Source organism: Egbenema bharatensis FJBBOT/2019 (assembly GCF_048077055.1).
GTDB lineage: Bacteria > Cyanobacteriota > Cyanobacteriia > Elainellales > Elainellaceae > Egbenema > Egbenema bharatensis.
In genome coordinates this window covers 1557258-1570957 of the sequence record NZ_CP182236.1, presented here as the reverse complement: position 1 = coordinate 1570957, position 13700 = coordinate 1557258, and the positions used below count along the sequence as shown (strand labels likewise).

Genomic DNA, 13700 nt, shown 5'->3' with positions numbered 1-13700 from the left:
TTGCTGTGTTGCATCGGGCTTGTTCATTCGTCATGTTTCAACCTTACAAAGGATTTCCCTGATTGAAAATGGGTAAAACTTAGGGAAAGTTAAGGAGATGATTTTTAATAGTTAAGGTGCAATATTAAGGTGGTTTTTGATCAGGAAAGATTGCCAAATTAATTTGATTTTCTTTCCGAAATCATGGGGATTTACTTTGAGGTTTAATGTGTACATTCTAATCTGGAGAATCAATCATGACTAGCGTAGTAACTCCCAAGCCTGTAGCCGTTTACGAATACTATTCAGAGAACCCCTGGAGATTTCTATATTCTACCGAACTAAATATTAGAGATGATTGGAAAAGGGGAATTATTGCTTTCTATGGATTTCAGCACTCTGCCCCCGGTCTGGTTCCGGTTTATCGATTTGTTGCCACTACTCCCTACTACCGCTATCAATATTCCACCAGTCCGAGGGTGAATGGTTCGGGCTGGACAAATGAAGGAATTGCCTTTTATGCAGCTCAAAATTCTCGTCAACAGTATGTACCTGTTTACCAATACTATGCAGTAGAAAATGGTAATTGGCGATATCATTATTCCACCAATCCAGCAGTTGGCAATGGCTGGAGACGGGAGAAAATCGCATTTTATTCACCCACTTTTCTCTAGCACCAAATCCACAGTTAGGGATCTTTTCGGTGTACAGTTTCAACCTGGAGAATTCAAAATGACAAACGCTACAGCCTTTCAACTTTTAGCGGTTTATAAGTATTACTCGGACAATCCCTGGAGGTTTCTATATTCCACCAATCCGAATATTAGAGATGGTTGGAAACAGGGGCCGATCGCCTTTTATGGACTCGATCGCCCATCCAGGGATATTGTTCCGGTTTACCAATTTGTTGCTACCACTCCCTACTACCGCTATCAATATTCCACCAGTCAAACGGTAGATGGCCCTGGCTGGACGAATGAAGGTATTGCCTTCCATGCGGCTCCTTCTCCGCGTCGTCGCTATGCGCCAGTGTATCAATATTTCTCGGTAGACAATGGCAACTGGCGCTATCAATATTCCATGAGTCCCGCGATCGGCGGTGGTTGGACACGGGAAAAGATCGCCTTTTATGTCCCCGTTCCCCCCTGGCATCAACCTCGTAATGAATGGCAGGGTTAATTCATTTCACCAGACACTAAAATATCCAACTCAGCTACTTTATGACAATGCCAGAGAACCCTTCCAGCCCGTTGCTGCGAGGGGTTTTTGCTAGTCGCTATATTTATCCCCTGACTTATCCACACAGTCTTTCTGCATGATGTCGGATGTGATCCTCCATGAAGGTGGAGATAAAGTAATAGCTGTGATCATATCCTTCCTGGCGACGGAGGTTGAGGGATTGACCAACGGATGCACAAGCCTGTTCAAATACCTCCGGCATCAGTTGGTTCGCCAGAAATGAATCCGCCAGTCCTTGATCAATCAAAATTGTGTCCTTGAAGGGCTGCTGAACCACTAGCTCACTGGCATCGTAAGACTTCCAGCTTTCCCGATCGCTGCCTAAGTAGTTCGTAAATGCTTTCTGTCCCCAGGGGCTTTGTATCGGAGCGGCGATCGGTGCAAAGGCAGACACAGAACGATAGCGATCGGGATTTCGTAATGCACACACCAACGCCCCATGCCCCCCCATCGAATGACCGAAAATACCCTGGCGATCGGTTTGAGCAGGAAAGTGTTCTGCGATCAGGGCAGGGAGTTCTTGGGTGACGTAACTGTACATCTGGTAGTGGGCACTCCAGGGAGCCTGGGTCGCATCCAGATAAAATCCCGCTCCTGAACCAAAATCCCAGTCGTCATCTTCTCCAGCAATTCCGGTTTGACGAGGACTCGTATCGGGAACCACCAGCATTAATCCATACTGGGCGGCAAATTGTTGTGCTCCTGCTTTGGTGATGAAATTCTCCTCTGTGCAGGTGAGTCCAGAAAGAAAATACAGCACGGGTACAGGCTGAGCGTCTGCCTGCGGCGGTAAATATACAGCAAACCTGATCTCGCTGTTGCAGCTTAAAGAATCATGCCGATAAAACCCGACCGTACCGCCAAAACATTTGAAGGTATTCAACGCAGCAAGAGACACCATAATTCATTCCCCAGTACTATCCATCGATCGGACGATCGGACAACGATCGCCCTACCAATGCCCCGAAATTTTAACCTATTTCAAACATTACAAACCGTAATCATTCCAGAAAAGAATCTGCAAAATGATTAGACTCCAATTACAACATGATAATAACTGTCAAACTCCTGCTTACGGATCTACTCCGTCGGGATGTTTGAACATCTGGGATACAAAAAACATCGCACCTATCCTGAGCGAGTACGACACTACCTGAAGGAAAACGGACGATTTCCCGCTTTCCGCTTCACCATCCCCCTAAACCTGCTCTAGTATTAAATCATGGTTGTGTGGTGCGCCCATGAATCGTCCGACTGCAACGCTGTTAATTTCCTGCCCTGACCAGAAGGGTTTAGTGGCGAAATTTGCCAACTTTATTTATTCTAATGGTGGAAACATTATTCATGCCGATCAGCATACGGACTTTTCGGCTGGGTTATTCCTGACCCGAATTGAATGGGAGCTAGAAGGCTTCAACTTGCCGCGAGATATCATCAGTGCAGCCTTTGGCTCGATCGCCCAACCCCTGAACGCGCAATGGCAACTCCACTTTTCGGATCAAACTCCCCGAATTGCCGTTTGGGTCAGCCGTCAAGATCACTGTTTGTTTGATTTAATCTGGCGACAGCGATCGCAGGAGTTGAGGGCAGAAATTCCCCTGATCATCAGCAATCATCCGCACCTGCAAGGTATCGCCGAACAGTTTGGTATTGCCTATCACCACATCCCAATCACGCCGGATACGAAGCCAGATCAGGAAGCCAAACAGCTAAAACTGTTGCAACAGTACCAGATTGATCTGGTGGTGCTGGCCAAGTATATGCAGGTTCTCAGTTCAGACTTCATCGCCCAATTTCCCCGAATTATTAATATTCACCATTCCTTCCTGCCCGCCTTTCCCGGAGCCAATCCCTACCACCGGGCCTACGATCGCGGAGTCAAAATCATCGGAGCTACTGCCCATTACGTGACGCAGGATCTGGACGAAGGCCCAATTATCGAGCAGGATGTGGTGCGGGTCAGCCATCGGGATCAGGTAGACGATCTGATCCGCAAAGGCAAAGATCTGGAGCGGGTCGTTTTGGCCAGGGCTGTTCGCCTCCATCTGCAAAACCGAGTGTTAGTCTACGGAAATCGCACCGCTGTATTTGCCTGATTTCCTCGAAGATGGATATTCGACAAACTAAATTTTTTGCGGTAAGGTGCTGCACTGGGGCAAAATTGGTCTATCACGAGCCAACCAGTGGGTATGTCTAAATCACCAATTCGAGTCTGCATCATCCTGGGCACCCGCCCCGAAGCCATCAAGCTGGCCCCGTCATCCAGGCCTTCAAAGCCGATCGCGCCTTTGAAACCCAGGTGGTGCTGACGGGACAGCATCGGGAAATGGTGGCTCAGGTAATGGACTTGTTTGACCTGACGGCTGATCATGACCTGGCGATTATGCAGCATGGACAAACCCTGAGCGATATTACCTGCCGGAGTTTGCAGGGGTTAGAGAACCTGTTTCAGGAGCTTCAACCCCATGTGGTGCTGGTGCAGGGAGATACCACAACTGCCTTCGCAGCGGCGATCGCAGCTTTCTACCAGCAAATTCCCGTGGGGCACGTTGAGGCAGGGTTACGCACCGATAATATCTACAATCCTTACCCGGAAGAAGCCAACCGGCGGCTGATTTCCCAGATGACTCACCTGCACTTTGCCCCAACCACGCTGGCAGTAGAGAATCTGGAGCGATCGGGGGTGCTGGGACAGATCTACCACACGGGGAATACAGTGATTGATGCCCTGCTGACGATGGCGGCCCGGCATCCCGATTGCCCAGTTCCTGGACTGGAGTGGGATAACTACCGCGTGATTCTCTCCACCGTCCACCGGCGAGAAAACTGGGGAGAACCGCTTCAGGCGATCGCGGCGGGCTTTTTGCAGGTGTTGGACAAATTCCCCGATACGGCTTTGCTGCTGCCCCTGCACCGGAATCCCACCGTACGAGAACCGCTCAAGGCGATCCTGGGCAACCATCCCCGCATTTTCCTGATCGAGCCGCTGGACTATGGGGAACTGGTGGGGGCAATCCAACGCTGCTACCTGCTGATGACGGATTCAGGCGGACTCCAGGAGGAGGCTCCCAGTTTGGGTAAGCCCGTTTTAGTCCTGCGAGACACGACGGAACGCCCGGAAGCGGTGAGTTCGGGAACGGCAAAACTGGTGGGCACGGATGCAGGGGCGATCGCGGCGGCAGCATCGGAGTTATTGAGCAATCCTGAAGCCTATGATGCAATGGCAACAGCGATCAATCCCTTTGGGGATGGGCAGGCTTCCCAGCGGATTGTGCAGGCGGTTAAACAGTTTTGCCAGTGATTTTCCTGATTTTTTGAAAAACTATTTGCAAAATGCGATCGACCTGCTACTATTAATAATTGTGCGATTGATTAGCACACCGCTCGGGCGGTTAGCTCAGTTGGTAGAGCGCCTGCCTTACAAGCAGGATGTCACTGGTTCGAGTCCAGTACTGCCCATCAGAAAATCAAGGTTTCTAGCTTACAGTTAGAGCATTCGTCGATCGCCCTAAGGGAGATACGGCAGAATAAGATACCCGTTAGGGATGCGCTGTTGTGCGCCCTTACAACGGAAAAGGAGAGAGATTCAAACCAAACCTCCCTCCTCCTGTATTTTTCAATCAATCAACCGATCGAGTCCAAACTAAGCTTGCGTTAACCGCGTCAAAACCTGGTTCGATCGCTCCACAAAGGACTTCATGCCGTCCGCATCAAACCCTTTCTGCGCCATCAACGCCAGATCGTAAACGTGCTGACAGATTAATGTGGCCAGTTCCCCGGACGGAGACGTACCTTCCGTCTGGACAATACTGCCCTTGTTAATGCTCAGCAGGTTTTGAATCAGCGGATGGGAGGTGTTGACGACCAGAGTGTGTTCCTCTGGAAACTCTACGGATTGCTGCGTCAACAGGGCACTCATTTCCCGCATCCGTCGCAGGGCTTCTGGGAGCAGGACGATCGCCGGGGGAGCGGCTTCCGCATTGTCGGACTTGAGTGCTTCCGTGCGAATGGTGACTTTGGGTTTGTTCAGTGCCTGTTCAAACAATTCCTTCACCGTTTCGCTGCGGGTCTTATTGGTGGCAGGATCGACAATTTCGTTGGATTGATCTTTATCCAGCAGCGTTTCATCTAAGTCTGAATCTACCCGCGAGAACTTGACCTCGGAGTATTCCTGCTCCAGGAAGCTGATGAAGTGGGAATCGATAAAGGAATCCATGAACAGCACTTCTAAGCCCTGGTTCTTGTGCAGTTCCACATAAGTCGCCTGGGATGCCCCATCGGTGCAGTAGTAAACCCGGTTCTCATGGCGAGATTTGTTCCGCTCCAGGTATTCCTTCAGCGTGGTGTAGGACTGACCATCCAGGGAATAGGGCGAATCAGAGTCGCTGCTGGAGGAGGGCTGTACTTCTTGCCAGACATCTCCCTCTTCCGCCTGCACCTGTACCGCTGGAGCCTCTCCAGATTCCTGTCCACCCGTCGTTGAACCGGCATGGGTCGTCCGATAGATCAGAATATCTTCGACCTGTTTCTTGAACTTGTCATCGTTCATCGAACCGAATTTAACAAAGGTTCCCAGGTCTTGCCAGCAGCGAATGTATTGAACCCGATCGTCCCGGTATAGCTCCTTCAGCCGATCGCCTACTTTCTTGGCAATGTAATCAGCGATTTTGCGAACCGTGCGATCGTTTTGCAAAAAGCTGCGGGAGACGTTGAGGGGAATGTCGGTGCTGTCAATCACACCGCGCAGGGGCAACAGGAATCGGGGAATCACCTCTTCGCAGTTGTCGCTGACAAAAACTTGATTACAGAACAGCTTGATCTGGCTCTTGGTGACATCCACATCCGGCTTCAGCTTCGGGAAATAGAGGATGCCATTCACCACGAAGGGGTAGTCCGTATTGAGGTGAACCCACAGCAGGGGTTCTTCCTGGAAGGGATACAGGTAGCGGTAAAACTCCAGATAATCCTCATCACTGAGGTTGCTGGGCGATTCTTTCCAGGGGGCTTTCTGCTGGTTGATCTGCTCGCCATCCAGCTGGATGGGGAAGGGCATGAAGTCGCAGTATTTCTTGACCAACTGCTTGATGCGGAAGGGTTCCAGGTAATCCAGTTCCTCTTCCATCAGGGTCAGGGTGATGGTGGTTCCGCGATCGGTGCGATCGGATTCTGTCAACTCAAACTGAGTCGAACCATCACAGGTCCAGTGAACCGCCTGCGCCCCTTCCTGGTAGGACAGGGTATCCACTTCCACGCGGGAAGCCACCATAAACGAGGAATAAAACCCTAGCCCGAAGTGACCAATGATTTGCTCCTCGTTGCTCTTGTATCGTTGGACAAATTCCTCCGCACTGGAGAACGCCACCTGGTTAATATACTTTTTGACCTCATCGGCCGTCATGCCGATGCCCGTATCCGACACCGACAGTTTCTTATTATCTTTATCAATCGTAATTTTGATTTCCGGTTCACCAATATCGCCAGAATATTCCCCCGATCGAGATACCATCTTCAGCTTTTGGATGGCATCTACCGCATTGGAAATCAGCTCGCGCAGAAAGATTTCGTGATCAGAATACAGCCATTTCTTGATGATGGGAAAAATATTCTCCGTATGGATCGAAATATTTCCCTGTTCCAAAATTGTTGTCATGAGTCTACGTGGGTATGACTGGGCAACGCTATCATGCCCTAGCTTAAGGGATCGCCTTTATTCTAATCAGTCGGAGTTCCCACCGCACGAGATCGGATTTCCCCACCTGTGCCCTTACCTATGGTTCCAGCAGCTCAAAGCTTTTCACCTCCAGGACTGGGCCAATCATGGCGATCGTCATCACATCCTCCCGGACCTGCCCCTTAACCCGCACCTGTAAGTTGGGTTTCAACAAGTCCTTGGGCGCATCTTTATGCAGTTCGTAGGTGGTGCCATCCCGGCCGCCAGGGCCCAGGTTCCCGCTCCCATGTCCGATCGTTGTACGGTTCCTTCCACTGTAATCATGATCTGACTCCATTGCTTTGCTTGTCCTATGCTACCGATCCTACTCGCCTCAGATTTAACTGACAGAGAATAATGTACCTCCACAGCCAATTAAAGGGGCGATCGGGCAATTTCTGGAGAAGGAGCCTTTGATTTCGCCTTCATGATTAAACGGGGTGGCTCTGTATAATAAGTGATCTATAGTCTAGCCTCCGCGTAAAACTCCTGATTCTGCTAAGTCCGTTGGAAGACCTGAAAGCATACTCCTGGGCGGGCTAACATAACTGGAGGAAAAGCTAACCCTGGACGAAGTTACCCAACGGGTCAAAATCCGATCGCTCCTGGTACGCATTGCTGATGCTCGATCGCCTTATGTTTGTCTATTTCATCCAAAAGAGATGACTAACAGTAAGCATTCTTCAGCGGGACACCCCGATTTGCTGGAGTAGGGTTGAGGTGTCTGGATAGAGCCAGGTTTCAGCAATCTGACTGTTCTCCATGCGATAAAATGCCACTCCTGTAAAATCAATTTTTTGACCCGTAGCAGGAATACCCAACAGATCGCCATCATGCCATCCGGTAATGGCGTAATGTACAACCACCTTATCGGCTTCAGCAACGATCGCCAGAACGGTGAACGTTTGCTGGGGAACCCCTCGTCCCCACAGACGGAAAAATTCCTTGTATTCCTCGCGGCTTGTGGGACTTTTACCACCTGGAAAGTTGTGGGTCATGATGTTAGCAGATACCAACGTGTCGATCACATCAACGTTACCGCTGTGAGTGGCATCTAAAAATTGTTCAACCACTTGTTTGTGTTTCGTTAGGGTTGAGGGGGAAAACGCTGTAGACATTGTAAAAACCTCCAAGAAAAGATGCAGATACTGTCGTTTCGGCAGAGAAGAAGGGGAAGACAGATCAAGCCGTCATCAGCTTGCCCATCATTTGCTCAAATGCCTGTTGATCAGGGCCAGGGGTGGGCGTGGTGTGACGGGCAGGTTGCAGATTAGCGATCAGGGCTTGCACCATACCAGCGGCGGGCGGCAGGTGGCTGCTCAAAATCCACTCGGCATCCAATTGCTGTACAGCGGATAGGGCTTGGTTAAATACCTGATGATCGACCATCGAAAGCCAGGGAGCATCCACCATTGACCAGTTCACCAAACCTTCGCGTAGGGCATGGGGAGCAATCTCCATCGCAGTTTCTGTAGGAGTTTGCATCAATGCGCCAAAGCAGTCGGCACTAAAGAAGGTTTGGGTGCTGTGGTCAAACAATCCCGTGGTTTCCGGCGCGTCAAAGCAGGGTGGTTTAATGGCGGTAATGATGCGATCGCCCAAATTCATGCTTTGCCCTGGGTTCAGTAGATAGATGCGATCGAGGGGAAGTTGTAAAAGTCCCAGTTTGCCCATCCCCAAGAATGTGGTAATCACATGAGCGTGAGGAGCGGCATTGAGAACATCCACCAGATTGCCAACATGATCCGGATCAACATGGGTTAGCCAGATCCAGCGCAGATCTTCAGGATGAATGAGTTGGCTCAAAGTATTCATAAAATCGGCTTTCAGGCTAGCTAAACCCGTATCAACCAGTAAGGGCTGGGTTGCCTTTACCAAAAAGGCATTGACAGGCAGAATGCCCGCACTGGGTACAGGTAAATAAGCAGGCAAAATATACGTTTCTGTCGTGACGCGACGTGCTTCAAATAATGTGGGGGATTGCATAAAAACATCTCCTGAAATAAAAGTAATGAATTAAAAAAACGATCGATATTACCTACACACTGATTGGGAGTGAGAGCACCGTATTTGCTGTGACGGCACTGGCTTCAGCCCAGATGGGAGTGAGGCGAATTTGCAAATTGGCAAAGTCTGGATGGTGCTGGATAGTCTGGGCGATCGCCCCGTTCAAATAAGTGTCCGCTGCCGTTTGTGATTCAAACAGATAAATGCCACCTGCCTGGCGGGTTGCTTCATCCATCAACCAAATTTTCCAAATTAGACCAGGGACTTGGGAAATGGCTGGTGCCAGGTTTTGCCCCTGCTCTTTTGCCTCAGCAGGCGAATTTTGAAACTCGAAATTCATCTGTAGAATGGTAAGCATCATATTCTCCTAGTCAATCCGCTCGTCATTACACTTTCTATCGTGGCTCATGGCATTGAGACAGGGGTGATCAACTCATGATCGTTTGATGAGAAAGCAATGATGCGAGTCAGTTAGTTAGGAGAGAGGTTTTCCCTTCAAAGCCCTTTCAAAGACGAAGAATGTTGTAGTTGTGGAGAATGAGCTATGCCGACGATTCAAGACCGCATTCACCAACAGGCACAGCAGGGCTTTGTCGGGCGTTCTGAGGAACTATCTATCCTTTGGCGGGCGTTGGATGAAGACGGTGCGTTGGTTACGTTCGTCTCTGGAATTGGTGGGATTGGCAAATCTACCCTGTTGCATGCGTTTGTCCAACAGCTTCAGGCTCAACAGATTCCCGTTTTGCAATTGGATTGTCGCGCGATTCAGCCTACTGAGCAGGGGGTACTGTTGGCGTTGGGACAACTCTGTGAACAACCCTGCAACACTGTGGGAGACCTGGGGCAAGTGCTTGGGCCGACTGGAAAACCCGTTGTCATTACCTTCGACACCTATGAGTTGTTTCGCTTACTGGATGATTGGTTGCGACATGTCTTCGTCCCTGCCTTACCTGACCATGTACGGCTATTCTTTTTTGGGCGGGAATCTCCGGTAACGGGATGGTTCACGGCTCCTGGCTGGCAGGGGTTATGCCAAAACATCACTCTGGGGGCCTTGGATGAGGTGACAGCGACGGCCTTACTCCAACAAATCGCCGTTCCCTCGCACCAAATTACTGCGATCGCCCGCTATGCCCAGGGACACCCCCTGGCTCTAAGGCTAGCGGCGGCCGCCCTGGCAGAACGTCCGAACTTGAGCCTATCTGCTCTGACGGGTGCCTCGGTGATTGGAGAATTAGCCCAGATGTACTTACAAGATGCCCGCGATTTAAGAACACGACAGGTTTTAGAAGCGGCTGCGGTCGTACGGCGAACCACGCGATCGCTCCTGGCTGCCATGATGCCGGATTTTCCTGACTCCGAAGCCTACGAACACCTGTTGCAATTACCCTTTGTTGAAATTGGGCAGGATGGATTGGTGCTGCATGATCTGGTGCGGCAGTCCATCAGCAGTTTCTTGCAAGCCACTGATCCGGAGAAATATCACACCTATCGGCGGCGGGCATGGCAACACCTCCGGCAGGAATGGGCGAGCGCTGGAGAAAATCATCGCTGGCGTTACACCGCTGATATGCTGTACCTGATTGAACACCGCATGGTTCACGATGCCTTTTTCCCACCCCATGCTCATGTCATTGCGATGGAACCGGCCAGGGCTAAAGATGGAGACGAAATTCTGGCGATCGCCCGGAGCCACGAAAGTGTTCAAGCTGCCGGCCAGCTCAGGGACTGGTGGCAACAGGTGCCTGCGGTCTTTCGGGTAGCCCGTGACCCCCAGAATGATCTGGTGGGGTTTTCCCAGGTCTTTGACCCAACCCAGGTGCCTGTGGACTTGCTGCTGGCGGATCCCATTACCCGCTGTTGGTGGCAGGAGTTGCAAGCGAATCCGGTTCCAGAGGGGGAACGGGTCTTTTTTATTCGCCGCGCTTTAGGAAAACATACCGGAGAAGCCCTCTCCCAAATTCAGGCAGCCTGCTGGTTAGATGCCAAACGGCTCTATCTGGAACATGTAGACACCTTGCGGAGGGTTTACATTGTGTTTCGGAGTGTGGATGAGCAGGGCCCAATTGTGGAACGGTTGGGGTTTCGCCCCTTAGGCGCGGGGATTGCACTGGATGAGGAGGTGTATTACTCCTATCAACTGGACTTTGGTACTCAACAGGTGATGGGTTGGCTGGCGGGGTTGGTGGATGCTCAATATGGTGATCCAAACGTTAATTCCCTCAACATGAATTCCCTTGATGCTGCGTTTCAGGCTCCCCCGCCGCAGATTTTTGAGATTGAGGGCCATGCACTGGTGATTGCGGGCGATCGCACTCCTTTGACCCCGCTGGAATACGGTGTCATGCACTACCTCTACAGCCATCCTGGTAAAGCCGTGAGCCGCATTACATTACTGGAAGAGGTCTGGGGGTATGACTATGAGGGCGGTAGCAATGTTGTAGACTCGATTGTGCGATCGCTGCGAAGAAAATTAAAAACTCATGCATCTGCCATTACTACAGTGACAGGCGTAGGTTACCGCTTTGATGGATTTTAAGAGATGCATAGCACTAAGTTCCAGACCAGAGGCTCAAATCGATCGAACTCTCCAGATCGGGCAATGATTCAATAATGTTGTATCCTGCCATTCGCATCGCAGCTTCCTGCCATCGATCGGGGGAAATGGTGCCGATTTGTGATTCTGAAATGTTTCTTAGAACGTAAGCCTTGACTAACTCTAAGGATTGAAGCTGGTATTCCAGATCAAAGTAGGAGCTGGTGGGATCGACGTATTCCTGCACCACCGTTTGGGCAGTATTAAACACATCATTGAGGGCGATCGTCCATCCTGCAAAACTGGCGGAGAGGAAATCTCTAAGGGATTCCGATTGTTGTTCTAGTAGTTCGTCAGTAGTAAATAAAACCTGTGCGTAAGCGATATACCCATATTCATCCATCGGTAATACCGTCGGCAGTTCTCCCACCTGTCGCAAAAAGCCGATTGGTTCATCCACAGCATAGCACTGAAGAGCCGCAAATTCGCCACTCAACAGGCGATCGAGCTTATTCTGGTAGGGAATTTCTACGACTTCAATCTCCGTGATGCCGCTGATTCCCTGCACCAATTCCATCACCTTGAGTCCATCCACATGCACCCCAACTCGCTCTCCCTGTAAGTCGCCGAGGGTGGTAATGCCCCTGTCCGGCAAACTCATCAATCCATAGGGTGAAGCCTGAAACATGGCGGCGATCGCCTTCAGGGGCATTCCCTTTGCCTGAGCATCCAGAATTAAATTTTGCTCAGCACACCCGATCATCCTCGGCGTTGCTGCCACCACCTCTGTGATCACCTGCTGGGATTCCCAGTCCTGAATCACCACATTCAGCCCATGCTGCCGGTACAATCCTAAATGATCCGCCAGCAGCAACCCCGCAAACTGTACATTGAACACCCAGTCCAATTGCATGATCAGTGGCTCAGGTAAAGCTTCTGTCCCGTTAGTTTGAACCAACAGGGAGTCCGGGGGAGTCATGCAGCTTGCCAGGGTTCCCAGTCCCATTAATCCAGACAGTTGCAGGAGCGATCGGCGATTCATACTAACTTCCTGATAACCGACTCCGGCGTTGGCTCCGACGGGGTTCTCCGCTGCTGCGTCTGATGCGATCGCTCCGTCTGGTTCGGCTGGGAGGGCGATCGTCTGGATAGTCATAGGAATCGTCGTAGTTCCCACGGTCAAGCGATTGGCGATCGGTCTGATATTCTTCTTCGTACACCATGCGGCGGCTCACATCAACAAACGCATCACGCTGCACATAGGGATAGTCAGACACCCAAAGGTTGTAGTCCGCCAGATACACATCGGTTGCCTGGGCAATACGGCTCAGATCCGGGCGATTAGACACGACCAGCATCTGGGCTACATCCCCTGGACGAACCATGCGATGATCCCGCTTTAGGGGCACCTGGAGCCGCGTATAGAAACCTGTTTCATCCCCCACTTCCAGATTCAGGCGGCGTTCGCGATTTTCTACAATCACTAACTCACCCCGTTTATTGACCGTTTCCTCCGTGCCCACTAGCTCTTCTGAAATAAACACATCCGTCACTTCCCCTTCCCAGAAACCGCTGTAGGGATAACGACGCAGTTCCCGGTTGCGTTGACTGGCCAGGTAAACGGGACCCACAGCCAGTAAAAGCCCCCGGCAAAGCCGATCGGGAAAATGATCAGATCAAAGCCGCCCTCTAGCAGGAAATGGATGATCACGCCGACCACGACGGCCGCGATTGAAATGAGAACCCGTCTCAGCACATCCGACGGCTTACCCCAGCAAAACTTATACTGATCGCCCGTTGCCACCACTGGAACTAGCTCTTCAAATTTTTTTCGCGTCAGGGGAATTAACATACAGTCCGCAGCCACAGATACATCTAGAGCCTAGCATTTGGCTGGAGGATGTTACAAAGAGTTGGTTTGAGTTCAGCCTTAGTTCAGCCTATGCTTCTGGGAAAAGGTGAATTTACGGAATTTTTGACAAAAGTGCCAGACGGTTGGCAAAAAAAGTTCCGTACTTCTCGCGTCGTTGATCGGGGGTGGCAAACGTGAGAATGGAATCACTTCTGGAGAACGCATTCGGAAGGGCTAGATAACCAGGGGGCAATTGGGTTGTTTAGTTCTTCCAGTTAGGAAAGCGTCCTTACAGGTGAACTGCCTGACCTTGGGGGCTTATAGGGTCAGGCAATTTTTTCTTTTTCTACTGTTTCTACAGCATCCGGTTTGGGTTT

At 50.7% G+C, this 13700-nt stretch carries 13 protein-coding genes, 1 tRNA gene and 1 pseudogene; 6 read left to right on the top strand and 9 right to left on the bottom strand.

Annotation, left to right across the window (positions count from 1 at the left end; translation table 11 throughout):
* The first annotated feature begins 236 nt into the window (after window positions 1-236).
* Both ACM1PF_RS07375 and ACM1PF_RS07370 read left to right on the top strand, forming a co-directional pair.
* Window positions 237-653 carry a hypothetical protein gene (locus ACM1PF_RS07375; RefSeq protein WP_416673659.1) on the top strand — a complete coding sequence of 139 codons (417 nt, stop codon included), beginning with the start codon at window positions 237-239 and terminating at the stop codon, window positions 651-653.
* A gap of 58 nt (window positions 654-711) precedes the next feature.
* Window positions 712-1158, top strand: a complete 447-nt coding sequence (locus tag ACM1PF_RS07370) for a hypothetical protein (RefSeq protein WP_416673656.1) — start codon at window positions 712-714, stop codon at window positions 1156-1158.
* A 115-nt stretch (window positions 1159-1273) separates the two neighbouring features.
* Here ACM1PF_RS07370 and fghA read toward each other — a convergent pair whose 3' ends face one another.
* A complete protein-coding gene (fghA, locus tag ACM1PF_RS07365; protein ID WP_416673653.1) occupies window positions 1274-2119 on the bottom strand; it encodes an S-formylglutathione hydrolase in 846 nt (281 codons plus the stop codon).
* Window positions 2120-2459: 340 nt separating this feature from the next.
* On the opposite strand from fghA, the gene purU reads away from it, so the two are divergent.
* From purU to ACM1PF_RS07350, 3 genes and pseudogenes are all read left to right on the top strand, one after another.
* Complete coding sequence (gene purU, locus ACM1PF_RS07360) at window positions 2460-3314, top strand: formyltetrahydrofolate deformylase (RefSeq protein WP_416673650.1); 855 nt, start codon at window positions 2460-2462, stop codon at window positions 3312-3314.
* A 93-nt stretch (window positions 3315-3407) separates the two neighbouring features.
* Window positions 3408-4519, top strand: a pseudogene (wecB, locus tag ACM1PF_RS07355) (non-hydrolyzing UDP-N-acetylglucosamine 2-epimerase).
* Between the two features lie 85 nt (window positions 4520-4604).
* A tRNA-Val gene (locus ACM1PF_RS07350) sits at window positions 4605-4677 on the top strand.
* A 184-nt stretch (window positions 4678-4861) separates the two neighbouring features.
* Here the strand turns inward: ACM1PF_RS07350 and htpG are convergent.
* From htpG to ACM1PF_RS07325, 5 genes are all read right to left on the bottom strand, one after another.
* Window positions 4862-6868: a molecular chaperone HtpG gene (gene htpG, locus ACM1PF_RS07345; protein ID WP_416673648.1), complete on the bottom strand. Its 2007-nt coding sequence runs from the start codon at window positions 6866-6868 to the stop codon at window positions 4862-4864.
* 118 nt (window positions 6869-6986) lie between these two features.
* Window positions 6987-7226, bottom strand: a complete 240-nt coding sequence (locus ACM1PF_RS07340; RefSeq protein WP_416673646.1) for a hypothetical protein — start codon at window positions 7224-7226, stop codon at window positions 6987-6989.
* A 385-nt stretch (window positions 7227-7611) separates the two neighbouring features.
* Complete coding sequence (locus tag ACM1PF_RS07335) at window positions 7612-8046, bottom strand: ester cyclase (protein WP_416673643.1); 435 nt, start codon at window positions 8044-8046, stop codon at window positions 7612-7614.
* A 64-nt stretch (window positions 8047-8110) separates the two neighbouring features.
* Complete coding sequence (locus ACM1PF_RS07330) at window positions 8111-8914, bottom strand: MBL fold metallo-hydrolase (RefSeq protein WP_416673642.1); 804 nt, start codon at window positions 8912-8914, stop codon at window positions 8111-8113.
* 52 nt (window positions 8915-8966) lie between these two features.
* Window positions 8967-9296: a YdhR family protein gene (locus ACM1PF_RS07325; RefSeq protein WP_416673640.1), complete on the bottom strand. Its 330-nt coding sequence runs from the start codon at window positions 9294-9296 to the stop codon at window positions 8967-8969.
* Window positions 9297-9479: 183 nt separating this feature from the next.
* On the opposite strand from ACM1PF_RS07325, the gene ACM1PF_RS07320 reads away from it, so the two are divergent.
* Entirely contained in the window at window positions 9480-11474 is a 1995-nt protein-coding gene (locus ACM1PF_RS07320; protein ID WP_416673637.1) for a winged helix-turn-helix domain-containing protein, read from the top strand.
* A gap of 13 nt (window positions 11475-11487) precedes the next feature.
* On the opposite strand, the gene ACM1PF_RS07315 is transcribed toward ACM1PF_RS07320, so the two are convergent.
* Genes ACM1PF_RS07315 through ACM1PF_RS07305 form a run of 3 tightly spaced genes read right to left on the bottom strand, consistent with a single transcriptional unit; the run spans window position 11488 to window position 13323 of the window.
* On the bottom strand, window positions 11488-12627 hold the full coding sequence (locus ACM1PF_RS07315) for an ABC transporter substrate-binding protein (protein ID WP_416673636.1): 1140 nt from the start codon (window positions 12625-12627) through the stop codon (window positions 11488-11490).
* The gene (locus tag ACM1PF_RS07310; RefSeq protein ID WP_416673634.1) at window positions 12515-13102 is read right to left on the bottom strand and encodes a hypothetical protein; all 588 of its coding nucleotides are present in this window, start codon (window positions 13100-13102) and stop codon (window positions 12515-12517) included. Before ACM1PF_RS07310 ends, ACM1PF_RS07315 begins: the two co-directional genes overlap by 113 nt.
* On the bottom strand, window positions 13021-13323 hold the full coding sequence (locus ACM1PF_RS07305; RefSeq protein WP_416673631.1) for a hypothetical protein: 303 nt from the start codon (window positions 13321-13323) through the stop codon (window positions 13021-13023). The genes ACM1PF_RS07310 and ACM1PF_RS07305 overlap by 82 nt, the downstream gene beginning before the upstream one ends.
* Window positions 13324-13700 lie beyond the last annotated feature (377 nt).